A 24,618-nucleotide genomic window follows, 5' to 3' on the forward strand; every position below is an offset into this window, starting at 1 on the left:
TCAGAACGCGAGCTGTCCCTGGAGGATCACGAGGTGGGCGTCCGGGAGCGCGGCCCCGTCGCGGTACTGGTAGGCCAGCGTCAGGCGGGCCCGGTGGTACGGGCCGCCGAGCGCCGCGCTCGGGCTGTAGCTCGCGCCAGCCGTGACGTAGTCGTCGGGGTCGCCGTCGACGTCGGACCAGTACCGCTCGGCGCGGGCGAACACCTCGCCGGCGCCGAGGCCCACGGCCCCCAACGCCGAGACGCCGGCGCTCTCTTGGACGCCGGCGCCGTCGTCGGCGTACCGGAGCGCGAGCGCGTCGAGCTTGAGCCGGACCGGCTGGCTCCCCGGCACCGCGCCCCAGTAGACGTGGGCGCCGCCGGTCGTGTAGTCCCGCCCGCCGAGGCCGCGGTCGGTCCGCGCCGGGTCGGCCCCGTTGACGCTGGCGAACGCGCCGACCTCGACGCCCAGCCCGATCTCGTAGGCCGCCGCCGCGGACACGGCCAGCCCCGTCGTCTCGGGCCCGCCCACGATGTCGGGGCTCGAGATCCCCTCGCGGACGTTGCCCGTCGCCCGGCCGAACGTGCCCGCGCCGTTGTGGACGGCGACGGTCGCGGACGCCCGCTCGCCCGTGACGGTCACGTCGGCGCCGAGGTCGCGGCCGTCGCCGCCCAACGTCCCCCCGAACCACCGCTCGACGATGGCCGCGCGGTCGACGGCGTCGATCAGGAAATACGGGGTCAGGATGCCGCCTCGCGGCTGGGCCACGGGGAAGTAGCCGACCCGGGCCTGGACGCCGTCGGCCACGTTCGCGAACGCGAACAGGTCGACGCTCTCGACCGTCCCCGACCCGCCGTCGACGTCGTACTCGACGCCGGCCAGGTCGCGGTACAGCACGCGGGCCTGGATCCGGGCCCGTCGGAGCCCGGCGCCGTACCGGACGGCGTCCGTCTCGGTGTCGCCCCGGACGCTGCGCTGGACGGCCAGACTCACGCGAGGCTGGACACCCCCGGAGACCACCAGGTCGAGGTCGGGGGCCAGCGCGACGCGCTGGGCGCTGGCAGACGGGGCCGCCAGGAGGACGGCGAGGGCGAGCGCCGCGAGGCGAGCTGCTGCGGGGAGAGGACGCATGGGTCGTAGATGACCGGCGGCCCGAAGCGCGAGGGGTGCGCCCCGGGCCGCCGGTGGTCCGTCACAGGAGGCGTGGCCTCCGGGCCGGTTACTGGTTGATCGTCTCCGCCGTGATCATCGAGTCGTCGAAAAAGGTGACCTCGCCGGTCGCCACGTCGTGCATGGCGCCGATCACGATCAGCTTGCCTTGCTCGACGAGCCCGTGCATGACCGGGCTCCGCTCGACCATGTTGCGGACGGTCATCTCGACGTTCTCGTGGGCCACCGCCTGGACGTACTCGGGGTTCGACGACGACTGCTCGCCCGGCACCATGTCGCCGACGGCGTAGACGGCCGGGGCGATGTTCGAGAGCGTCGCCGTCAGGTTGCCCAGCTCGACGTGGTCACAGGCGCCCTTGACCGCGCCGCACTCGGTGTGGCCGAGCACCACGACGACCTTCGAGCCGGCCGCGGCCGTCGCGAACTCGAGCGAGCCCAGGATGTCGGTGTTCACGAAGTTGCCGGCCACGCGGGCCGAGAAGATGTCGCCGACGCCCTTGTCGAAGACGATCTCGTGCGGGACCCGGCTGTCGATGCAGCCCAGGATCGCCGCCATCGGGTACTGGCCGCCGGCCGTCTGGCGGACCTGGCCCATGAAGTCGCGCTCGACGGCGGTCCCGTCGAGGAACCGCTGGTTGCCGTCTTTGAGGCGCTGGATCACCTGCATCGGAGTCAGCGCGGCCTGGGTCTCGGCCGTCAGCGCGAGGGTGGGGTCGTAGTCGTACGACGTCGTGACCTGGGCCTGGGTCGAGGAGCAGCCGACCAGGAGGACGGCGGCGAGGAGGGGGAGAAAGCGGAGGGTCTTCATCGGGGTGTATGCGTGTGGCCGAGCGCCAGCCGAACGCTGGCGAGCCGGGGAGGGAGTCGTCGGCGCCGGACGGGGGTCCGGGACGACGTGAGTGCAGCTCGCGGAGCCGCGGGCGGGACGTCGCGCGGCCCGAGCGGGGACGGCGCGCGGCGGCTAGCGCGGCGGCGGGACGGGCGGTGGGATTACGTCGCCAGTGTGCCGCCAGCCCTCTGCGGGCACGACCGCTCGGGCGCCAGCGGGCGAGACCGCCCGTGTGTCGGTGTGGACCGCGGCCTCCTCGCTGGGCGTCGGCTCGGCCTCGGCGGGCGCGGTCTCGTGGGCCTCGACGGTCACCGGCGCCTCCGTCCACGCGACCGCCGCGACGCCTACGAGGGCGACGACGAGGCAGGCGAGCAGGGACGTCCAGCGCGGCATGGGCAGTGGAAGCCCTTTCTTCCGATCCTCGTTCCCACGACCTTCCTCCTTCGCCCCCGCTTAACGAATCCAAGTTGTGCCCCTGGTCTTCGGGTCCATCAGGACCGAGGACGGAAGACCGCTCGAGACTCGTCAGCGAAGCCGGTCCCCGGTCCTCCGTCTCCGGTCCCACCCCCTCATTCGGTTCAGACACAACTCGGATCAACGATGTCCCCTCCCCCCTCCGGCCTCTCTCCCGACGCCCGCCTCCGTCACGAGCTCGTCGCCTTGCTGCGCGGCGGGCAGGCCCACACCGGGCTCCGCGCGCTCGCCGACGTCCCGCCCGACCGCGTCAACGACCGGGTGGCCGGCCTCCCCCACTCGCTCTGGGACCTGCTCGATCACCTCCGGTTTACCCAGGCCGACATCCTGGAGTACGCCACGGACCCCGGCTACCGCGACAAAACGTGGCCGGCCGACTACTGGCCCGACGGCGACGCCGGGCCCGACGACTGGGACGCCGCGCGCGACGCCTTCCGCACCGACCTCGACGCGCTCGCGGCGCTCGCCGAGACCGCCGACCTCACGGCCGAGCTGGCCTGGGCGCCGGGCTACACCGTCCTGCGCCAGGTCCTGCTCGCGGCCGACCACAACGCGCACCACCTCGGCCAAGTCGTCGCGCTCCGACGCCAGCTCGGGCTGTGGCCCCCGGACGGCGGCTGACGTCCGCCCCGGAGGAGGTATGATGCCGCGCCCTCCTTCCTCCGCCCTATGCCCGCCGACGCCGCCCTCGCCTCCACCGACACCGCCCGGCGCTGGGTGTACCCGTTCGCCCAAGCGCCGGCCGGCGACAAGGCCCTGCTCGGCGGCAAGGGTGCCGGGCTGGCCGCCATGACCGCCGCCGGCCTGCCCGTCCCGCCCGGGTTCACCATCACGACCGAGGCGTGCGTCGCCTACCAGGACGCCGGCCACCACTTTCCCGAGGGCCTGTGGGACCAGGCCGAGGCCGCGCTCGCGACCGTCGAGGCCGCCGCCGGCCGCCGCTTCGGCGACGCCGACGACCCGCTGCTCCTGTCGGTCCGCTCCGGCGCCGCCGTCTCGATGCCGGGCATGATGGACACCGTCCTCAACCTGGGCCTCACCGACGAGACCGTGGCCGCGCTCGCGCACCAGACCGGCGACGAGCGGTTCGCGTACGACGCCTATCGCCGGTTCGTGGCCATGTTCGGCGAGATCGTGATGGGCGTCGAGGCCGAGCGGTTCGAGCGGCTGATGCGGCGGGCCAAGGACCAGACCGAGGGCGGGCGCGACACCGACCTCTCGGTCGACCAGCTCAAGGAGATCGTCGCCCAGTCCAAGCGGGTCATCGAGGGCCAGACGCGGCAGCACTTCCCGGACCGTCCGCGCGAGCAGCTCCGCCAGGCCGTCGCCGCCGTGTTCGACAGCTGGGACAACGACCGGGCCGTCCACTACCGCCGCGTCCACGCCATCCCCGACGACATCGGGACGGGCGTGACCGTCCAGGCGATGGTGTTCGGCAACAAAGGCTGGGACTCGGGGACCGGCGTCGCCTTCACGCGCGACCCGTCGACCGGCGAGAAGGGGCTCTACGGCGAGTACCTCTTGAACGCCCAGGGCGAGGACGTCGTCGCCGGGACCCGGACGCCCCGGCCCATCGCCGAGATGGCCGGCGACCTGCCCGAGACGTTCGACGAGTTCCGGGCCCTCGCCGACCGGCTCGAGGCGACCTACGGCGACGTCCAGGACATCGAGTTCACCATCGAGCAGGGGACGCTGTGGCTGCTCCAGACGCGGACGGCCAAGCGGAGCGGGGCCGCCGCCGTCCGCGTCGCCGTCGAGATGGTGGCCGAGGGCGTCATCGACGAGCGGACGGCCGTCGCGCGCGTCGACCCCGACGCGCTCGAAGCGCTCCTGCACCCGGCCGTCGACGACGACGCCGACGCCGTGCTCCTGGCCGAGGGCCTGCCCGCCAGCCCCGGCGCCGCGTGCGGCCGCGTCGCCTTCACGTCGGACGACGCCGAGACGCGCGCCGCCGACGGCGAGCCGGTCGTGCTCGTCCGCCAGCAGACGTCGCCCGAGGACTTCCACGGGATGGTGGCCGCCGTCGCCGTCGTGACGGCCGAGGGCGGCATGACGAGCCACGCCGCCGTCGTGGCTCGGGGCATGGGGACGCCCTGCGTGGCCGGCGCCAGCGACTTGCGCATTGACCCGGCCCAGGGCCGGCTGCACGCCGACGGCCACACACTCGTCGCCGGCGACTGGGTCACGGTCGACGGCGCGACCGGCCGCGTCCTCCTCGGCCAGGTCCCGACGAAGGACCCCGACCTCGGCGACGACTTCCACACGCTGATGCGCTGGGCCGACGACGTCCGGACGATGGGCGTGCGCGCGAATGCCGACACGGGCGAGGACGCGGCCAAGGCGAGGCAGTTCGGGGCCGAGGGGATCGGCCTGTGCCGGACCGAGCACATGTTCTTCGGCGACGAGCGGCTGGCCGCCATGCGCCAGATGATCCTGGCCGACGGGGCCGGCGAGCGCGAGGCGGCGCTCCGCACGCTCCTGCCCTTCCAGCGGGCCGACTTCGACGCGCTCTTCCGCGCGATGGACGGGCTCCCCGTGACCGTCCGCCTGCTCGACCCGCCGCTCCACGAGTTCCTGCCGGACCTCCTGGAGCTCACCGGCCGGATCGCCGAGACCAAGCTCGCGCTCCGGCAGGCGGCCACGCTCGACGAGATGGACCGGCTCCTCGACGACTCGGCCGCGTCGCGCGCGCTCTTGCGGCAGGTGGAAAAGCTCCACGAGCAGAACCCGATGCTCGGCCTCCGTGGCTGCCGGCTGGGGATGCTCTACCCCGAGATCACCCGGATGCAGGTCCGCGCCCTGTTCGAGGCCGCCGCCGACGGCGTCGAGGACGGCGTCGGGGTGTTTCCCGAGGTGATGGTCCCCCTCGTGTCGACGGCCGCCGAGATCGAGACGCAGGCCGCGCTCGTCCGCGAGGTGGCCGACGCCGTCCTCGCCGAGCGGGGCGTCGAGCTGGCGTACCTCGTCGGGACCATGATCGAGCTGCCGCGGGCGGCGCTCCGGGCCGGCGACATCGCGGCGACCGCCGAGTTCTTCTCGTTCGGCACGAACGACCTGACGCAGACCACGTTCGGCCTGAGCCGCGACGACGCCGGCCGGTTCCTCTCGGCCTACGTCGAGCGCGGCGTGCTCCCCGCCGACCCGTTCCAGACGCTCGACGTGGACGGCGTGGGCGAGCTGGTCCGCCTGGGCACCGAGCGGGGGCGGGCGGCGCGGGCCGGCCTCAAGGTGGGGATCTGCGGCGAGCACGGCGGCGACCCGGCCTCGGTCGCCTTTTTCCACGGCGTCGGGCTCGACTACGTGAGCTGCTCGCCGTTCCGCGTGCCGGTCGCGCGGCTGGCGGCAGCGCGGGCCGCGCTTGCCGCCGAGGGCGCGTGAGGCCCGGTCGCTGACATCGGCCCCGTAGGGGCACGCCGCTGGCGTGCCCGTGACGACCGCGGTGGGACGAGGGCACGCCACCGGCGTGCCCCTACGCCCGACTTCCAAGGTGAGGCCCACGGAATCGGGCGGACTCGGACCCCACAGCGATGATAGGTTCGGGGCCGTTCCACACGTCGCCCGTCCATGCCCCGCCTCGGTCTCTTCCTCGTCCTGCTTGTCGCCGCCGCCGCGACGGCCCAGCCACAGGTCCCCCTCGCCATCGACTACGCCATCGACGGGACGGCGGCCTACGACCCGACGGTGCCGACGCCGGCCGACGTGCTCGGGTACACCATCGGCGAGCGGCACACGCGGCCCGAGGAGGTCGTCCGCTACCTCGAGGCGGTCGCCGCTGCGTCGCCGCGCGTCACGTTCGGGGTCCACGGGGAGACCTACGAGGGGCGGCGGCTGGTCCACGCGACGGTGACGAGCCCGGCGAATCACGCCCGGCTCGACGCGATCCGGGCCGCTAACGCGCGGCTGAGCGAGGCGCCCGGCACCGTTTCTGATGCTGAGCTGGCGACGATGCCGGTCGTCGTCTACCAGGGGTACTCGGTCCACGGCAACGAGGCGTCGGGGACCGAGGCCGCCCTCGTCTGGCTCTACCACCTCGCCGCCGCCCAGGGCGCCGACGTCGAGCGCCAGCTCGAGCAGGCCGTCGTCTTGATCGACCCGATGCTCAACCCCGACGGCCGCGACCGCTTCGCCGACTGGGCGAATGGCTGGCGCGGCGGCTCGCCCGTCGCCGACCCCGCCGACCGCGAGCACCGCGAGGCGTGGCCCTACGGCCGGACGAACCACTACCTCTTCGACCTCAACCGCGACTGGCTGCCGACCGAGCTGAAGGAGAGCCGCGCCCGGATGGCGTGGTGGCACACGTGGCGGCCCCAGGTCTCGACCGACCACCACGAGATGGGGCCCGAGGCCACGTTCTTCTTCCAGCCCGGCATCCCGTCCCGCAACAACCCCAACACGCCCGCGGCGACGGTCGAGCTGACCGGCGCCATCGCCGGGTACCACGCGGCCGAGCTCGACCGGATCGGGAGCCTGTACTACTCCGAGGAGAGCTTCGACGACTTCTACTACGGCAAGGGCTCGACGTACCCCGACATCAACGGGGGCGTCGGCATCCTGTTCGAGCAGGCGTCGAGCCGAGCGCTCCTCCGCGAGACCGACGAGAACGGCGAGCTGTCGTACGCCTTCACCGTCCGCAACCAGCTCGCGACATCGGTCTCGACGCTGCGGGCGGCCGTGGCCCTGCGCGAGCGGCTGCTCCGCCACGCGCGCGATTTCTACAGCGAGCCGCAGCGCGGGGCCTACGTGGTCGCCCTCGACCGGCGGCGGACGCGCGGCCAGGCGCTGGCCCAGGCGCTGGCGCGGAGCCGCGTCCGCGTCCACGCGCTGGCGGAGGACGTCCGGGCGGAGGGGCGCGTGTACCGGGCGGGCGAAGCGCTCGTGGTCCCGCTCGACCAGCCCCAGGGCCGGCTCGTGACGGCGGCGATGGAGCGGACGCTCGCCTACACCGACAGCCTGTTCTACGACGTCTCGGCCTGGACCTTCCCCCTCGCCTACGGCGCCGACGTGGTCCGGCTCGACCGCGCACCGGTGCTCGGCGCCCAGGTCGACCCGGCGTTCGACGGCGGCCGGCTGGTCGGCGGACGGGCGACGGTGGCCTACGCCGTCCGGTGGGACCGCTACTTCGCGCCCCGTGCGCTCCGCCGGTTGCAGGCGGCCGGCGCCCGCGTCCGGTCGGCGCAGACGCCGTTCCAGGCGTCGGCCGGGGGCGCGACGCAATCGTTCGACCGGGGAACGCTCGTCGTCCCGGTCCGCCAGCCGGGCGTCGATCCGGAGGCGGTCCACGCGGCCGTGGCCCAAGCCGTGGCCCAGGACCACGTCGAGGCGTTCGCGCTCGACACCGGGCTCACGCCGACCGGCGCGGACTTGGGCAGCCGCTCGTGGCCGGTCTTGCAGGCGCCGCGCGTCGCGCTGCTGGCCGGCGAGGGCGCCGACGTGTACGGCGTCGGCGAGGTGTGGCACCTGCTCTCCGAGCGGTTCGGCCACCCGGTCTCGCTCCTCGACCCGACCTCGCTGCCAGACCTCGACGATTACACGACGCTCGTTCTGGCCGACGGCTCGTACGGGACGCTCGACTCGACGGCGACGGCCCGTGTTCGGGCGTGGGTCCGCGACGGCGGCGTGCTCGTCGGGATCGAGGGCGGCGGCCGGTGGGCCGCTCGGGCCGGCCTGCTCGGCGCCTCGCTGAGGGAGATCCCGACCGACTCGACGGCCTACGAGTACGCCGACCGGCCCGCCGCGCGCGGCGCCCAGGCGCTCGGCGGCTCCATCGTCGAGGTCGCTCTCGACCCGACGCACCCCCTCGCCTACGGCTACGGCGCGACAGTCCCCGTCTTCAAGTCCGGCACGGCCCTGTTCGAGCCCGGCGACGCCGCCTCCGGCACCGACGTCGGCGTCTACGCCGAGACCCCGCTGTTGAGCGGCTACGCCTCGCGCGAGACGCTGGCCCGGCTCCCGGGCGCCGCCGCGCTCAAGGCCGGCCGGCTGGGCGCGGGCCGCGTGATCCTGATGGACTTCGACCCGGCGTTCCGCGCGTTCTGGTGGGGCACCGACGGCCTGCTCCTCAACGCCGTGTACCTGGGGGCGACGTTCTAGGCGCTGTGCGACCCCCTCGTCATTTTGACGAGGCTGTTTGGAATCGACTCAAAGCAGCCCACGAGGTCCCCTCTCCACAGGGAGAGGGACGGGGTGAGGGCAAGCCGAGCGCGTCGTCCTGCACAGAGAACCTTCGGAGCCCGTACCAAAGACCCGGTATCAGGATGACGAGGCGCTGCTTCCGCACACCCTCCGACACCGTACGCGGGCGGGGCACCCCGCCCCGCTTACTCGACGACCGGGGGCCCGCCGCCGGCCCCGTCGCCCTCGGCGCCCGTCGGCGCCGGCGTCGCGTAGTCGAGGAACCGGAGCGGCGGCTCGCGGAGGCCGTCCTCCATCTGCTGGAGCTCGTCGCGGACGTCGGCCGCGGCGTCGCCGCAGGGCCGGGCGGGGTCGCGGGCGATGCCCAGGATGCCCTCGCGCCGGTCGTAGTACGTCTCGTGGACGAAGCACGTCCCGTCCGGGTGGACGACGAGCCGGTAGCCCCAGAACGCGATCGCGGCCAGCCCCTCGGGCGAGGCGACCGTCGTCGACAGGAGGTCGAACCCGCAGGGCGGGGTGAAGGCGTTTCGGAGCATGGGGAGAGGAGCCGGGGGCCGGAAGGTCGGTCATTCCGTCCGTCCGCGCCGCCCGTCCCGGCGTGCCCCGCAGGGCGAGAGCTCAGGCCGCAACCGTCTCGGCCCGCTCGCGGATGCGGGCCAAGACCGCGAGGGCCAGGTCGAGCGCGTCGGGCGGCCCGGCCTCGGCGACGCGGCGGCGGACCTCGTCGTCGGAGAGGCGGTCGTCGGGGGTGAGGTAGCCCTCGTCCAGCAGGAACGCTTCGAGCCGCTCGGCCTGGCGGGCCTGGAAGCGGGCCACGTCGCCCTGGTGGAGGCAGTCGACCAAGGCCTGGGCGTCGCCGTCGGCGTCGCCGCACAAGGCGTCGACCTCGTCGAGGAACGCCTCGGTGACGGCCCCGGACGCTTCGAGGACGGCCCGGTCGACGGGGCGGCCCCGGCCCTCACGCCAAGCGGCTTGCCACGCCTGGACGGCCCGGGCCCGGTCGCGGGCCGCGTCGAGGTCGACGGGGACGCGCTTGCCGCGCTCGGCGGCGGCGCGGAGCTGGCCCCACGTCGCGTAGCCGCGGCGGAGGCAGGCCTCGACCTGGGCCGGCGTGTCGAGGAGGTACCACACGTGGAGCGCGTCGAGCGCGTCCCACCCGCTCCACGACGCCACGCCCACGGCGTCGGCGTAGTCGGCCATCGTCTGGCCGTCGGCGTCGGGCACGGGCCGGGTCGTCCCGGGCGTCGGCATCGCGTTGAGGTCGACGGCGGCGAGGGCCGTCGCGTCGGGGAGCCCCACGAAGTGGCAGTCGACGTCGGGGTGCTCCTCCGCCAGCCGATGCCACTTGGCGACCTCCTCGGCCTGGGCCGTGAAGTAGAAGACCTGGCGGCCCTGGCGGCACAGGTGCAGGACGGCCTCGACAATAGCGCCGGCCCGCTCGTCGTCCGAGTTGGCCAGGGCCTCGTCGAGCAGCAGCGGCAGCCGCACGCCGACCTCCTGCTGCTCGGCGAACGCGAGCCGGACGGCCAGCAGCAACTGGACGCGGGTGCCGGACGAGAGCTCGTCGAGGGCGTAGCCCCGGCCCCGCGCGGCGTCGAACGCCCGGAACGCGCCGTCGTCGAAGTCGAGGCGGAACCGGTCGTCGGTGATGTCGGCCAGGACCTCGCGGGCGCGCTTGAACACCTGGGGGAGGTGCTCGTCGCGCGTCTCCTCGGCCACGGCCTCGGCCAGGGCGTGGCCGACGAGCGCGTCGGCCTGCTCGTCGTAGACGGCTTCGAGCGCGTCCAGGGCCCGGGCGTGCTCGGCGTGGGCGGCGGCGAGCGCGCTCGCCCGGCGGGCCTCGCCGACGAGCGTCTGGATGGCGGCCTTTTCTTCGAGCCACTCGTCGCGGCGCGCGGCGCGTGTGTCGGCCTGGCTCCGGGCCTCGGCGAGCGCGGCCGAGTCGAGGGCGGCGGCCTCGGCCGTCCACCGGGCGTGAGCGCGGGCTCGGGCCGTCGCCTCCTCGGCCAGCGTCCGCGCCCGGGCGGCCTCCTCGACGGCCGCCGTGTAGGCCGGGAGCGCGGCGCTGAGGGCGGCGACCGCGTGGTCCGCCGGCTCCTCCAGCCCGAGCCGCTCCAAGAAGACCTCGCGCCCAGCCCGGGCCTCGGCGACGGCCTCCTCGGCGACCCCGACGGCGTCGTCCAGGCGGCCGACCTCGGCGCGGAGCCGGTCCCGCTCGGCGGCTTGGCGCCCGACCGTCGCCACGGCCCCGGCGGCGCTCGCGGCGTCGGTCGCCGGCTCCACCGGCACGCCGTCCAGGACGTGGTTGAACAGGTCGAGCGCCGTCTGGAGCCCGTCGCGGGCCCGGTCCCGAGCCGCGTCGGCGACGCCCAGGTCGCGGGCGGACTCCTGCCACGCGAGCACGCCGCGCGTGAGCAGGTGCAGGCCCTCCGGCGTCTCGGGCACGTCCAGGCCGAGGCCGGCGCCGATCTGCTCGGCTTGGGCGTCGAGCGCGGCGCGGTCCCCGTCGAGCCCGACGAGCGCCCGCTCGATCTCGTCCACGGCGTCCTGCCAGAGTTGGCGCTCCTTCTGGTCGAGGGCCGCCCGCTCGATCTCGTCGAGCCGCTTCTGGACGTCGGGGATGGTCCACGTGGCCGGCTCGGCGGTGGGCATCGCCGCGAACGCCTGGCGCGCGGCGGCGGCCGGGCTCTCGGCGGCCTCCGTCGCCCGGCCGAGTGCGACGGCCACCGCGGCGAGGGCGACGGCTCCCCCGAGGAGCCAGAACGCGCCCGGCGTCAGCCACACGCCGAGCGCGACGGCGGCGACGGCCAGGCCGGCGGCCCCGCCCCAGACGGGTGGCGGACGGAGCCCCGCCGGCGCGCGCTCGGCCTCGCTGGTGTGGGCGAGCCACCGGCGCAGCAGGTCGGCCCCGCGCGCCAGCTCGTCGGCGTCGTGGAAGCGGACGGCGTTGAGCCGGGCCTTGACCGCGAGCTTTTTGCCCTCGAACTCCTCGACGCGCCCCCGCACGCGGCCGGCGCGCTGGACGAACGCGGCGACGTCGCCCAGGGCGCCGATGTCGACCGTCGGGGCCGTCTCGATGTGGCCGCCCAGCTCGGCCCGGGCACGGCGCTCGCGCTCGGCGGCGGCGGCCCGAGCCCGCTCGGCGGCGTCGAGCGCGCGCGTGGCCGCCTCGACCTCGGCGGCGCGGGCGCGGAGCTCGGCCTCCTCGGGCAACGCGACGTCGTCCCACCCGTGGTCGGCCAGGGCGGCGCGGGCCTGGGCACGGCGCTTGGTCACCTCGGACAGCCGCTCCTCGGCCCTCCGCACGGCCAGGCCGAGGTCGTCGTAGCGCTCCTGCGTGTCGGGCGCGACGGCCACCAGCGCCGGGTCGAACTCGGCCACGACGCGGTCGGCGGCGGCGGCCTGGGCGTTCCGCTCGGCGGCGTCTTCGAGCAGGCGGTAGAGGTCGGCGAGCTCGGCGGCGTCGGCGGCCTGGGCGGCGCGGTCGGTGATCTCGCCCAGCTCGTGCTCCCGGGCGCGGAGCGCGTCGAGCTGGTGCTGGCGGCTCTGCACCGCCCGGGCCGCTTTCTCGGCCTCGGCCGTCACCTTGAGCCGCTGGGTCGGCGCGGCCTTGAACCCGAGCCGGTCGCGGATCGCGTCGAGGTCGACCCCGCCGGCGGCATCCCGGCGGACCCGGTCGGCGAAGGCGTCGCCGTCGGCCAGGAGGAGGTCGCCGAGCGAGAGCTGGTAGCGGTCGCGGAACGACGGGTCCGGCAGCGGGAGCCGGTCGGCCGGGGCCCCCTCGCGCTGGTACCGCGCCGCGCCGCCCTCGACCTCGACCCGCCAGTCGTCGCCGGCAAAGTGGAACGTGGCCGAGACCGTCGGCCGGTACGCCGCGACGGTCTCGGGCCAGAGCACGCCGTGGATGGCCCGCGCCAGCGTCGTCTTGCCCTGCCCGTTCGGCCCGTACACCACGTTGACGCCGGGCCCGAGCGCGGGCGCCGCGATCCCGGTCTGCGGGTGGCCGTAGAACGCGCGGACGGTGACGGCGGTAAGCTCGAAGCGGTCCATAGGGGGTCTCGCGAGTTCAGTGGGGGGCCGGAGCGTGAGGTCGTGGGGCGTAGGACGTGGGGCGTAGGGTCGGTCCCATCGATCGGCCCACGCTCCACGTCCTACGTACAGCCCGCGCCGACCCGCCAAGATGGCTAAAGCACGTCACGAGTCTGCTGGGCCGAGCGGCGCCGCGGTGGGCTCCACCGACGGGGACTGGCCCACCACCTCGTCCAGCATCCGGAACGTCTGGCGGCGGAGCCGGGCGACGGCCTCCGCCTCGAGGTCCGGCGGGAGCCGGTCGGACCGGCCGAGCGGCTCGAACACGCGCGCGCGCCTCGCTCGCTGGAGCGCCTCGACGCCGTGGCGGATGAGCGCGAGGTCGGACTCGGAGGGCGCCCCGGCGTCCAAGCGGAGCGCCAGCGCCGCCAGCGTCGCGGCGGGCCCGCTCCCCTCGGCCAGCCGGCCCAGGTCGAGCGCCGGCCGGGCCTGGTCGTCCACGCGGTCGACGGCGACGGTCAGCCCGCCGACCGCCGTGTCGGCGGTGTCGACGACCTCGGCCGCGACGCGCTCGACGGCCCGGTACGCCGGCGTCCGCCCGCGCAGCGTGAGCCGGACGACGGCCCGCCGCAGGGCCGGCGCCTCCTCGCGCACCGCGTCGGCGTGCGCGCGGAGCGCCCGGGCGACGCGCTCGCGGATCTCGACGGCGTCTTGGGCCCCGTCGAGGTCGGCCGACAGCGCGTCGTAGCGGACGGTCGCCAGCGGCAGCTTCTCGGCCGCGGCCGTCCCGTCGTCGGCGACCTCGACCAGCCACGCGCCGTGCGGGCCGGGCTCGCCGGGGTCGAGCGGCTGCAGCGAGCCGGGGACCAGCACGATCCGGCCGTCGCGCGTCTCCAGGCGCGGCGTGTGGACGTGGCCGACCAGCCACGCCCCGGCGCCCGTCGCCCACAGCGCGTCCATCGGGACCGGCGCGTACCGGCTGCCCACCGCGTCGAGGTCGGCGTGGACGATGCCGACCGCCGGGACGTCGCCCACGCCGGGGAAGTCGTCCAGCGGCGACGTGTGGACGGCGGGCCCGGCGAACGACCAGCCCCACAGCCGGACCACCTCGCGCCCGCCCCTCTCCAGCGACGCCGACTCCCAGACCTGCCCCCGCCCCAGCACGCGGACGCCGTCGCCCACGGCCTCGGCGACGGACCCGAGCACGTCGTGGTCGTGGTTGCCCGCCACGGCCACGACCGGGATCCCCGCGTCGACGAGCCGGTGGAGCGCCCGCTCCAGCACGCCGAACGCCTCGAAGTACTTGTTGCTCTGGTCCGCCACGTCGCCCGTCAGCACGACGGCGTCGACGGCGCGCTCGATGGCCTGGTCGACGAGCGACCGGACGACGGCCTCGACCGTGAGGGCCGGGTCGCCCGGCGGGACGCGGCTCGGGTACCGGCCGAGGTGGAGGTCGCCGCTGACGAGGAGGCGGGCGCGCGGTCCGGGCATGGCTACGGGGGGAGGGCTGGAATCTAGCGCTCCCGGATCGCTCGCCGGTCGAGCGATTTCAAGCGCCAGGGCGAGCGCGTTCTCCTTGAGTCATCGCTCCACCCGCCCCTCTTGTCGTCCTGAGCGGAGCGAAGGACCTCAGCACGAGCCATCGAGCCCGTCGGCACCGCTCCCTACCGGCTGGACGTCCGCGTTGAGATCCTTCGCGTTCGCTCAGGATGACACGAGCGGGAGAATGCGCTCGCCCTGTTTCGAGCGCCTCCACCGACGCTCACGCCAGGTGCGTGTCGAGCCAGCGCCGGACCTCGGGCTCGGGGAGCGCCCCCGTGAACTCGGCCACGACCGCGCCGTCGACGAACAGCTTGACGGCGGGGATGCCGCGGACCCCGAACCGCTGCACGAGGGCCGGGTGCGCGTCGGCGTTGATCTTGACGAGCCGCCAGCGCCCGCCGCTCTCGCGCGCCAGCGTCTCGAGGGTCGGGCCGAGCACGCGGCACGGCCCGCACCACGGGGCCCAAAAATCGACCACGACGGGCTTGTCGTGGCTCTTGTCGAGGACGTCGGTCTGGAAGCGGTCGGCCATCGTGCAGCAGGCGAGTGTCCACGGCCGACGCCGGCCGGCGCCCTCCGTTCCTCGGCCGCGAGCCTGGCCACCGTTCCGCCGACGCCGTCCCGGGGCTCGCGCTGCCCAGCCTCTCACCCTGTCCCTCTCCCCGTGCAGGGCTGGTTAGTTCCTTGCCGATTGCACAAATAAGATGAGTCATCCCCGCGCACGCGGGGACCCATACGGGGCTGCTCGCCGGGTACAACCGCCGCATGGGTTGGCTGGCGCCGTCGCTTCGCGGTCCCGCGTGCGCGGGAATGAACGGCTGTTACTTGGTTGCCATCCGAAGAACGTACCAGCCCTGCTCTCCCCAGGGAGGGTGAGGGGCCGAGCAACTCGGCAAAGATCGGCGCGTCAGGCCGTCTCGGCGCCGGCCCGGGCGAGCGCGTCGAACCCGCCGACGTTGACGGCGCCCGCGTGGCCGAGCGACCGCAGGACGCCCGTCGCCGTGCCCGAGCGCTGGCCCGAGCGGCAGTAGAGGTAGACCGGCCCGTCGGCGGGGAGGCCGAGCGCCGCGATCTGCCGGGGGAAGTCGGGCGCCATCACGTCCACGTTGAGGGCGTCGGCGAGGTGGCCCTCGGCGAACTCGGCCGGCGTGCGGACGTCGAGGACGGGGGCCGACGGGTCGCGCTGGGCGACAAAGTCGGCGGGGGCGAGCGTGTCGTCGCCGGTCGGGCGGGAGAAGAAGGGCATCGGGTCGGAGGCGCTACTCGGGCGTGGCGTGGTACGTGGCCCCGCCCATCGTGAACGCCAGCCCGGCGACGGCGCCGGCATCGTCGAGCTCGACCTCGAACCGGCCGGCCGTGTTCTCGAGCTGGAGCGACGTCGGCGAGAGCGGGATGATCGGGAGCACGCCGGGCCGCCACGGCATCGACAGGCCGAGCCCGTCGCCGACCCGCTCGATCACGAACGTGCCGCCCTCGTCGCGGGCGTAGCGACCGACCAGCCGGTCGCGCTCGGCGGCGGTCAGCGTCGCGGCCTCGTACGTGGCGTAGCCGGCCGGCGGCGCCGGGCGCTCGGGGATCCGGCGGACCCACAGGTTGCGGAAGCGGACCGCGCTCCCGTGGTCCTGGAGCCCGATCCGGCCCGGCCCGTGCGGCTCGTACGGGAGCGACTCGAGCCAGATCGTCGTCCCCGGCAGCACCTCGTTGTTCTGGACGAGGACCCCGTTGTGGACGACCGTCATCCGGGCCTCCTCCAGCAGCGTCCCGTCGTCGGAAAAGCGAGGCAGGCGGAAAAAGACGTCGAGGGCCTGCCACTCGTCGGGCGGGCGGGTCGCGTCGGCGAGGGGCGGGAACTGGCCGTAGATCGCGCCGGCGCGGCCGTCGCTGTAGGTGTCGTTCTCCCAGACGTCCAGGATCTGGACCTCGTAGCGACCGTCGGCCAGGAAGAGGCCCGAGTTGCTCCGGTTCTGGCCGGCCTTCTCGGGCTCGGCCGCCGGCATCCACTCGATGTGGACCTGGGCGTCGCCGAAGTTCTCGGTCGTGCGGATCCCTCCCGTGCCCGGCTCGACGACGAGCGCGCCGCCTTCGGTCCGCCACGGGGCTGGCCCGCCGCCGTCCGCCTGCCAGTTGCCGAGGCCGGACCCGTCGGGCCCGATCAAGACCACGGCGTCGGAGGGCGGGGCGACGGGGAGCGCGCCGTCGGCCGGCTCGACGCGGGGCGGCGCCGGCCGGGTCATGTCGTGCTGGAGCCAGCCGGGCGGCGCCGGCGCGTGGGGGCGGGGCGTCGGGTCGGTGGCCATCGGCGCGGGGGCGGAGCTGGAGCACGCCCCGAGCGCGAGAGCCAGGGCGAGGACGGGGAGGTGGGCGGTCACGGCAGCGTGGGAAAATCCGAGCCGGAGGATACGCCGGCCCACCAGGACCTTTGGCGGGCAGAGGGACGCTCGCTCGGCCCCCCCGCTTTCCGGCGGGTCGCGGAGCCTGTCCTGAGCGGAGCCGAAGGGCTCCGGCTCGGAACGCGGTCCCCCTCGATGAGCAGGGCTGCTACGTTCTCTGGCTACTACAGAAATAAGATGAGTCATTCCCGCGCAGGCGGAAATCCATGCGGCGTCGGCGCAGCGATCAGGACCGTATGGGTCCCCGCCTTCGCGGGGATGACTATCGTTGTTACGTGCTCGATTTGTGGGCCCGATTAGAACGTAGCGACCCTGCCCTTGAAGGGGGACAGTCCGTCCGCTGAGCGAAGCGAGGGGCGCCCGTGTGGGAGAGGAACTCCCTCCTCCCACACCCCCACACTCCTCACCGGATTTGGTATCACCCCCCCACCAGCCGCTCGCGGACGGCCTTAGCCACCGCCGCGCTCCCGTTGTGGACGTGGAGCTTGGCGTAGACGCTCTGGACGTGGCTGTTGACCGTGCTCAGGCTGACGAACAGGCGGTCGGCGATCTGGGGCTGGGTGTGGCCGGCGACCATCTCGCCCAGGACCTCGGTCTCGCGCGGGGTCAGGCCGTAGTCGGGCGTCGCGGCGCGGGCTTGGAACGCGGCGAGCACCAGCCGGGCCACCTGGCGCTGCATCCGCATCCCGCCGGACCGGGCCTCGCGGACGGCGTCGAGGAGCTCGTCCGGCGACGCGCTCTTCAGGAGGTACCCGCTCGCGCCGGCCCCGAGCGCGGCGTAGATCGTCTCGGCGTCGTCGCGGATCGTGAGCATGACGACGACCGTCCCGGGCAACCGGGTCTTGACCTGGCCCAGCCCCTCGATCCCCGACAGGCCCGGCAGGTTCACGTCGAGCAGGACCACCTCGGGCCACCCGTGCTCCGGCGTCCCCCGGCCGACGCTCTCGACCCGGGCCAGCGCCGCCTCGATGCTCCCGAACGTCTCGACCGCGCGGACGTGGGCCGCCATCAGCTCGGCGACGGCCTCGCGGTAGTGGGCGTCGTCCTCGACGAGCCAGACGGCGGTCGAGGCGAGGTCGGACGGGGGCATCGGTCGGGTGGCGGGAACGGGCCGAGTAAGCTATCGGGCACGCCGGCGGGCGGCCTCGTGGGATCACCCGAGACGGGCCTCAAACCGGACGACGGTCCCGCCGCCCTCCCGCGCCGACCACGTGACGGACCCGCCCAGCGCCCGGGCCCGCCGCGCCATCGTCGCGAGCCCGCGGCCCCGCGCGACCTCGGCCGGGTCGAACCCCGGCCCGCCGTCCTCGACCTCGAACCCGACCCGGCCCGGCCCGGCCTCGATCCGCACGACGACGCGGTCGGCGTCGCCGTGGCGGACGGCGTTGTGGAGCGCCTCGGTAAACAGGAGGTAGAGGTCGCGGCGGGCCTCCATCGACAGCGCCCGCGCGGGCACCCGGGCGGGGGCCTCGACCGAGCCGCGACCGCCGAGCGTGGCCAGGGCGAACTGCTCCATCCGCGACAGGACCGACGCCAGGTCGTCGTGGTCGGCGTCGACGAGCCAGACGGTGTCGCGGACGTCGCCGACGACCGACCGCGCCGTCGACGACAGCGTGGCCAGCGTCTCCCGGGCCGCTTGCGGGAGCGCGTCCGACCGGCCGACCATGTCGAGGCGCAGGGCGACGCTCGAGATCTTGCTCCCGATCCCGTCGTGGAGGTCGTCGGCGATCCGACGCCGCGTGGCCTCGACGCGCTGGATCTGGGCGATCCGGTAGCGGTGGGCCCCATAGCCGACGCTGGCGAGCGCGCCGAGCACCAGGAGCCAGAACGGGACCGTCCGCCAGAACGGCGGCCGGATGCGGACCGGGACCGAGAGCGGATCGCTCCAGTAGCCGTCGCGGTTCGTCGCGGCCACCTCGAACGTGTAGCGCCCGGGCGCGAGCGCCGGGTACCGCGTCTCCGACCCGGCCGGCGCCCACACGTCGGAGGCGCCCCGGAGGCGGACGCGGTACCGCGTCTGGTCGGGCTGGCGGAGGTCGAGCGCGGCGTACGCGAACGCCACGTCGTTCTGGCGGTGCGGCAGCTCGACCGCGAGCGGGGCCCCAGGCACGACCGGCCGCTCGCGCCCGTCGACCCGGAGGCCGGTCACCACGACCGGCGCCGGCGTGTCGTCGACGGAGACCGTGGCCGGGTCGAACACGGTCAGCCCGCCGGCGCCGCCGACGGCGATCTCGCCCGTCGGCGACCGGTCGCCGGCGTACCAGTACAGCTCGGACGTCGCGAGCCCGTCGGCTTGGGAGAACGGCGTGAACACCTCGGCGCGGGGGTCGAACCGGACGAGCCCGAGGTTGGTGCTCAGCCAGACGTGGCCGGCCCGGTCGGCGAACAGGTGGCCGACGGACTCCGGCACGAGCCCGTCGGCCGGGGTGTAGGCGCGGCAGTCGCCGGTGTCGCGGTCGAGCCGGACGAGCCGGTGGGCCCGCTCGCCGATCCAGAGCGGGCCGCCGGGCGCCAGGGCCAGCGACAAGAGCACGTCGCCGAGCGCGCACGACGGCTCGACGCGGGCGGCCCGGCCCGTCGCCAGGTCGAGCCGCCACAGGCCGTCCCCGTCGGTCGCCACCCACAGCGCGCCGTCGGCTTCTAGCGTGTGCCAGACCGACGCGGCCGGGATCCGGCCCGGGCCCGGCGCGAGGTCGTAGCGTCTGACGACGCGGCCGGACCGGGTGTCGAACCGGACGAGCCCGGCCTCGCTTGTGCCGACCCACAGGTGGCCGGGGAAGCGGTGGCTCGGGGCGAGGTGGGCGACGATCCCGCCGCGGTCCGGCGCGAGCGGGACCGGCTCGGCCGTACCTGTCTCTGGTCGGAACCGCCACAGCGTCGGGTCCCGGCCGCCCAGCCACACCGTCCCGTCGGCCGTCTCCTCGATGGCGAACGTGACGGCGAGCGGGTGGGGCGCGTCGAACCACCGCTCGGCCCGGCCCGTCGCCCGGTCGATCCGGTGGAGCCCGCCCTGGACCGTCCCCGCCCACACCGCCGACGGGTCGCGCGTCGAGAGGTGGACGCTCATCACGTCGGGCACGGCGAGCGGGCCGCCCGGACCGTTCCGGAAGGCCGTGAACCGGGGCGACTCGACGGCCGCGTGGTAGGCCCCGCGCGTCGTCCCGATCCACAACACGCCGTCGTGCTCGGCGACCGCGAGCACCTCGGCCCGGTCGAACGGGTCGGGCAAGCCCTCAGCCGTCGGCATCGGGCCGAGCGTGCCGGCTTGGGCGTCGAGCACGCGGACGCCGCCGCCGCGGACGCCGACCCACACCCGGCCCGGCTGGACCGCCGACGGCGCCATTGCCCAGACCGGGGCGCCCGTCCCCGCCAGCCGCGGCCCGCCGTCGAGCCCCACGACCTCGCCCGTCTCGCGCCCCGCCCACAGCCGCCCGCCGGCCTCTGCCAGCGCCGTGACGTCGCCCAGCGTCCGGTCGTGGCGGGCCCGCCCCCGTCCGACCCAGCTCAGCCCGCCGGCCGTTGCGACGGCCACGCCGCCGGCCGCCAGCGCCTGGACGGCGCGGACGGTGTCGGAGGCAAGGTGGCCCCGTGCTACCGAGAACCGCCGGACCTCGCCGCCGCCGACCCGGAGCAGCCCGCGTCCCGTCGTCCCCACCCACAACGTGCCGGTGCCGGGCTCGACCGCCAGCGCGCGGACGCCGATGGGCTCGCCGCGGCCGAGGGGGACTCGGGCGAACGCATCGTCGCCCGGCGCGCGTCGCCACAGACCGTCGTCGCGGCCGGCCCAGAGTGCCCCGTCGGGGCCGGTTGTGAGCGCGTACGCATACGTGTCTCCCGCCCCCGAGACGGCGACGAACGACCGCAAGCGAGTCCCGTCGAACCGATCGGCTCCGGCATACGTCCCCAGCCACACGAACCCCTGGCCGTCGGCCGCGACCGACGTGACGGCGGCCCCCGTCAGCCCGTCGGCCAGGCCGAGGTGGCGGAACTGGAGAGAAGGCTGAGCCGCGGCGCCAGCAGCGAGGGCGACGGCGAGGAGCGCCGGCCAGACGGCGAGGCGCATGGGCAGGTGTGGCGGGACCCCGCGAAGGTAGGTGCAGCCGCCAAGCCTCGGGTCGTGTGCGGGTCGGCCTCCCAGGGCGAGCACGTCCTCTCCTGCGAGGTCCCCTCTCCCCGCGGGGGAGGGACAGGGTGAGGGGTCGGGCCGCACGCCGAGCCCGGATCGCCCCCCTCCGGGCCGGTACCGGCCCGATCCCGGCCCTCTCCACCCCTCGGGGGGAGAGGGAGACCCGCCTCGGGAGGACGCGCTCGCACAGGCCGGTTCCCCTACGTGGTAAACCCACCACAAGGGTACGACCTCAGCATCACGGTCGGCGGAGAGTCCGCGCCCTCCGCGTCCGGCACCTCGACCCACCCGATCTCCAGGCCCACCCCGCCCTGGGCGTTGACGCAGACCCGGGTCTCGATGGTCTGGAGGTGGCTGCTGATCCAGGCCGAGAAGGTCGACGGCGGCGCCTTGGCGCCCTCGAGATCCCGGTCGATCTGCTTCAGGATCGCGAGCGCGTCGACCCGGTCGACGGAGCCGGCGCGCGTGGCGGCGTCCTCGACGAGCTGGCGACCGGCGGCCGTCGTGACCATCGTGTCGGCCGCCTGGATCAGGGCTTGGCCGTAGCGGACCGTGTGCGGCTCGGTCACGATGGGGCGGACGTTCGTGATGTCGACGCCCAGGCTCCCACCGCCGACCGGCGGCCACCGGAACGCGACGCAGCCCGGCTGGAAGATGAGCGCGTCGACGTGGGGCTGCCCTGGCCCGACGAACCGGACCTGCCAGCCCAGCGGCCAGTCGGCCGCCGTCCACCGGGGGAGGCCCGGCCAGCGGTCGGGGTGCGTCGCCAGGACGCCGGCCATGATGCCGGCCATCCCCGGCGGCGCCGTCGCCGAGCCCACGTCGTCGACGACGGCCTGGGCGTCGACGCCGGGCTGGCTGAGCGCGTCCGTGACGCAGCGGTCGATGCCGAGCCGCCCGCCGCCCATCAAGCACGCGGTGTCGCCGAACAAGTACCAGAGGATCGGGGCCATGAGAGCGGGGGTCGGTTGGGAGCCGCTAGCCTACGAACGACGTCTCAAATCCGGGCCACACGGGCCCGGCCCAGCTGTCGCACCCTCCGCTGACCTCCCGTCTTGTCATCCTGAGCTTGCGAAGAGCCTGCCCCCGCGAAGGTGGGGGATCGAGCCGCTCGTCGCCCGCGACCCCGACCGACCCGGCGCCTGCGCCCAGTAGATCCCTCGCTCCGCTCAGGACAACAAAGTGGGGGAGGTTGCGATAGCCCTGCCCGGCCCATCGGCATGCCCGCGCGCGCTGACGAGGGAAGGCGTTCACGGTCCGACCCTCCTCTCTCGGTCCCGTCGCCCCCGCCGACGCGCGGATCCAGAGCGCCCGGTCGCCGCTGGAGAAGGCTATCGGCGCTCGGGACCCATACGGCGCTTGTGCCCGGCGGGCGGCCCCCTGTGGACCCCCGCCTTCGCGGGGACGACTCATCTTATTTGGTTGCCGCACACAGCACTCTACGGCCCCGCCGCCTGCGCGGGTGACGACGGGGTCGAGGGTCGGACCGCCCTGGGACGCGGGGCGAGCGCCTCATGCCCCTTGCCCCTTCCCCCACGCCTTCCAACCCGGAGGGCCGTCGTCACTCGACGTCGTTCTCGAACCAGTCGATGCCGCGCCCGCCGCCGACGCCGGACTTCTGGTCGATCCGCTCGCGGAGGCGGCGCGAGAACGCCTCGGCCGGGTCGTCGCCGTAGTGTCGGAGCAGGTGGTTCATCGCGATGACCTCGCAGATGACCGTCACGTTCTTGCCCGGCGTGATGGGGAGCTTGACGAGCGGGAGCTCGACGCCCAGGATCGTGTCGGTCTCGGTCACCATCCCGATCCGCGTGTACTCCTCGTCCTCGTCCCACGGGTGGATGCTCACGACGAGCTCGATCCGCTTCTGGTACCGGATCGCGCGGACACCGAACATGGACCGGACGTCGATGATGCCGAGCCCGCGGATCTCCATGAAGTGCTCGGCGAGGTCGGTCCCGGCGCCCATGAGCACGTTGCCGCCCTTCCGCGTGGCCATGACCACGTCGTCGGCGACCAACCGGTGGCCGCGCTCGACCAAGTCGAGGGCCATCTCGGACTTTCCGATCCCGGCCGGGCCCGTCAGGAGCAGGCCGATCCCGTAGACGTCGACGAGCGAGCCGTGGACGGTGAGCTGCTCGGCGAAGTGGTCGTCGAGGACGTCGCGGAGCAGGCCCATGAACGGGACCGTCGGCTCGGGCGTCCGGAACAGGGGGATCCCGTGCTCGGCCGCGAGCGCTTCGAGCCCGTCGGGCAACCGGTTGTCGGCCGTGAGCACGACGCACGGCGGGTCGAACGCCAGCAGGCGGAGGAACGCCGCCTCGGCGTCGCCGTCGAGCCAGGCGAGGTAGCGGCACTCGGTGTTGCCCAGGATCTGGACCCGGAGCGGCTCGAAGTGCTCGGTGTAGCCGGCCAGCACCAACCCCGGCCGGTGGACGTGGCGGACGGTCACGGCCCGGTCGCCGACCTCGCCGCCGCCGGCGTCCTCGATCTCGATCCCGACCCGGTCCCGCAAGCGCTCGGCGAGCGCCGCGAGCGGGATCGACTGGCGACGGAACGGGGCGGGCTTTCTCATGGGGGATGGGCACCCTTCGGGTGGGTACGGGGTACCGGGTACACGGTACGGTCAGCCAAGACCTTCGAGGCGTGGGTACCCTGTACCGAGTACCTCGTACCCCTGCGGCTCAGGGGACCTCGACGGTTTCCAGGACGCGGCCGACGATGTGCTCCGACCCGACCTCCTCGGCCTCGGCCTCGTACGTCACCGCGACCCGGTGGCGGAGCACGTCGAGCGCGACCGCGCGGACGTCGTCGGGCGTGGCGTAGGCCCGGCCCCGCAGGAAGGCGTGGGCCCGGGCCGCCAGCGCCAGCGCGATCGACGCGCGGGGGCTCGCGCCGTAGGCCACGAGGCCGCGCAGGTCCGGGAGCCGGTACCGCTGGGGCTCGCGCGTGGCCAGCACCAGGTCCACGACGTACTCCTCGACGCGGGCGTCGAGGTACACCTCGCCGACAACGGCCCGCGCCGCCAGGACCTCGGCCGGCGTCACGACGGGCGCGACGGCCGGCAGCGCGGTCCCGTGCGACATCCGGCGCATGATCTCGATCTCCTCCTCGCGCGACGGGTAGCCCACGACCACCTTGAGCATGAACCGGTCGACCTGGGCCTCGGGCAGCGGATACGTCCCCTCCTGCTCGATCGGGTTCTGGGTCGCCAGCACCAGGAACGGCCGGGGCAGCGGGTACGTCGTGTCGCCAATCGTGACCTGGCGCTCCTGCATCGCCTCGAGCAGCGCGCTCTGGACCTTGGCCGGCGCCCGGTTCACCTCGTCGGCCAGGATGACGTTGGCGAAGATGGGCCCCTTCTTGACCAAGAAGCTCGCGTCGGCCTGGTTGTAGACGAGGGTGCCGAGGAGGTCGGCGGGGAGGAGGTCGGGCGTGAACTGGATCCGCTGGAACCGGGCGTCGACGGCCTGGGCGAGCGTCGAGACGGTCAGCGTCTTGGCCAGGCCGGGCACGCCTTCGAGGAGGACGTGGCCGCCGGTGAGCAGCCCGATCAGCAGCCGCTCGATCATCGAGCCCTGCCCCACCACGACGCGCCCGACGCCGTCGAGCAAGGGCCCGACGAACCGGCCGTGCTCGGCAACGCGGGCCGTGAGCGCGCCCAGGTCGGGGCCGGGCGACCGGGGCGGGGCGACGGCGGAGGGCGGATCGGACGGGTCGGGAGCGGTCATGCCGGCGGGGCGCAGAACGGGCGGAGGATACCGCCGGACCGTCGCGGCGTTGCACGCAACGCCGCCCGCCGCAGGGCAAACGCACCCTCCCGGGGAGCCTCTCCCTCTCCACCCCTCGGGGTGGAGAGTGCTGCTACGTTCTCGGATCTGTTCTCGATCAACGACCAAACAGAACGAGTCATTCCCGCGCAGGCGGGGATCCAGGGAGGCCGAGCACCG

The 24,618-nt window shown here is 74.6% G+C and carries 17 protein-coding genes; 3 read left to right on the forward strand and 14 right to left on the reverse strand.

What is annotated here, in order from left to right; genetic code table 11:
- The 3 genes from ACOOHE_RS16200 to ACOOHE_RS16210 form a co-directional block, all read right to left on the reverse strand.
- Positions 1–1,110, reverse strand: coding sequence for a hypothetical protein (locus ACOOHE_RS16200; RefSeq protein WP_420455119.1), 1,110 nt, complete (start codon positions 1,108–1,110; stop codon positions 1–3).
- An 88-nt stretch (positions 1,111–1,198) separates the two neighbouring features.
- The gene (locus ACOOHE_RS16205) at positions 1,199–1,957 is read right to left on the reverse strand and encodes a carbonic anhydrase family protein (RefSeq protein ID WP_420455120.1); all 759 of its coding nucleotides are present in this window, start codon (positions 1,955–1,957) and stop codon (positions 1,199–1,201) included.
- Between the two features lie 153 nt (positions 1,958–2,110).
- Entirely contained in the window at positions 2,111–2,371 is a 261-nt protein-coding gene (locus ACOOHE_RS16210) for a hypothetical protein (RefSeq protein WP_420455121.1), read from the reverse strand.
- 207 nt (positions 2,372–2,578) lie between these two features.
- Between ACOOHE_RS16210 and ACOOHE_RS16215 the strand changes: the two genes are divergently transcribed.
- The 3 genes from ACOOHE_RS16215 to ACOOHE_RS16225 all read left to right on the forward strand — a co-directional run bounded on the left by ACOOHE_RS16215 (position 2,579) and on the right by ACOOHE_RS16225 (position 8,542).
- The gene (locus ACOOHE_RS16215) at positions 2,579–3,073 is read left to right on the forward strand and encodes a DinB family protein (protein ID WP_420455122.1); all 495 of its coding nucleotides are present in this window, start codon (positions 2,579–2,581) and stop codon (positions 3,071–3,073) included.
- 48 nt (positions 3,074–3,121) lie between these two features.
- Entirely contained in the window at positions 3,122–5,830 is a 2,709-nt protein-coding gene (ppdK, locus tag ACOOHE_RS16220) for a pyruvate, phosphate dikinase (RefSeq protein ID WP_420455123.1), read from the forward strand.
- Positions 5,831–6,016: 186 nt separating this feature from the next.
- The gene (locus ACOOHE_RS16225) at positions 6,017–8,542 is read left to right on the forward strand and encodes a M14 family zinc carboxypeptidase (RefSeq protein ID WP_420455124.1); all 2,526 of its coding nucleotides are present in this window, start codon (positions 6,017–6,019) and stop codon (positions 8,540–8,542) included.
- A gap of 227 nt (positions 8,543–8,769) precedes the next feature.
- On the opposite strand, the gene ACOOHE_RS16230 is transcribed toward ACOOHE_RS16225, so the two are convergent.
- The 11 genes from ACOOHE_RS16230 to ACOOHE_RS16280 all read right to left on the reverse strand — a co-directional run bounded on the left by ACOOHE_RS16230 (position 8,770) and on the right by ACOOHE_RS16280 (position 24,399).
- Complete coding sequence (locus tag ACOOHE_RS16230; RefSeq protein WP_420455125.1) at positions 8,770–9,120, reverse strand: hypothetical protein; 351 nt, start codon at positions 9,118–9,120, stop codon at positions 8,770–8,772.
- A gap of 82 nt (positions 9,121–9,202) precedes the next feature.
- Positions 9,203–12,634 (reverse strand): AAA family ATPase, encoded by a 3,432-nt coding sequence (locus ACOOHE_RS16235; RefSeq protein ID WP_420455126.1) that lies wholly within the window; start codon positions 12,632–12,634, stop codon positions 9,203–9,205.
- A gap of 144 nt (positions 12,635–12,778) precedes the next feature.
- Positions 12,779–14,104 carry a metallophosphoesterase family protein gene (locus ACOOHE_RS16240; RefSeq protein ID WP_420455127.1) on the reverse strand — a complete coding sequence of 442 codons (1,326 nt, stop codon included), beginning with the start codon at positions 14,102–14,104 and terminating at the stop codon, positions 12,779–12,781.
- A 271-nt stretch (positions 14,105–14,375) separates the two neighbouring features.
- Positions 14,376–14,687, reverse strand: coding sequence for a thioredoxin family protein (locus tag ACOOHE_RS16245; protein WP_420455128.1), 312 nt, complete (start codon positions 14,685–14,687; stop codon positions 14,376–14,378).
- A 375-nt stretch (positions 14,688–15,062) separates the two neighbouring features.
- Positions 15,063–15,401, reverse strand: a complete 339-nt coding sequence (locus tag ACOOHE_RS16250) for a rhodanese-like domain-containing protein (protein WP_420455129.1) — start codon at positions 15,399–15,401, stop codon at positions 15,063–15,065.
- A 13-nt stretch (positions 15,402–15,414) separates the two neighbouring features.
- Positions 15,415–16,524, reverse strand: a complete 1,110-nt coding sequence (locus ACOOHE_RS16255; RefSeq protein ID WP_420455130.1) for a family 16 glycoside hydrolase — start codon at positions 16,522–16,524, stop codon at positions 15,415–15,417.
- Positions 16,525–16,963: 439 nt separating this feature from the next.
- Entirely contained in the window at positions 16,964–17,635 is a 672-nt protein-coding gene (locus ACOOHE_RS16260) for a response regulator transcription factor (protein ID WP_420455131.1), read from the reverse strand.
- A gap of 63 nt (positions 17,636–17,698) precedes the next feature.
- On the reverse strand, positions 17,699–20,608 hold the full coding sequence (locus tag ACOOHE_RS16265; protein WP_420455132.1) for a sensor histidine kinase: 2,910 nt from the start codon (positions 20,606–20,608) through the stop codon (positions 17,699–17,701).
- A gap of 263 nt (positions 20,609–20,871) precedes the next feature.
- Positions 20,872–21,624, reverse strand: coding sequence for a hypothetical protein (locus ACOOHE_RS16270; RefSeq protein ID WP_420455133.1), 753 nt, complete (start codon positions 21,622–21,624; stop codon positions 20,872–20,874).
- A gap of 608 nt (positions 21,625–22,232) precedes the next feature.
- Complete coding sequence (gene hprK / locus ACOOHE_RS16275) at positions 22,233–23,243, reverse strand: HPr(Ser) kinase/phosphatase (protein ID WP_420455134.1); 1,011 nt, start codon at positions 23,241–23,243, stop codon at positions 22,233–22,235.
- A 109-nt stretch (positions 23,244–23,352) separates the two neighbouring features.
- Positions 23,353–24,399: an AAA family ATPase gene (locus tag ACOOHE_RS16280; protein WP_420455135.1), complete on the reverse strand. Its 1,047-nt coding sequence runs from the start codon at positions 24,397–24,399 to the stop codon at positions 23,353–23,355.
- Positions 24,400–24,618 lie beyond the last annotated feature (219 nt).

The sequence above is a fragment of the Rubrivirga sp. genome, from assembly GCF_965213695.1.
Taxonomy (GTDB): domain Bacteria; phylum Bacteroidota; class Rhodothermia; order Rhodothermales; family Rubricoccaceae; genus Rubrivirga.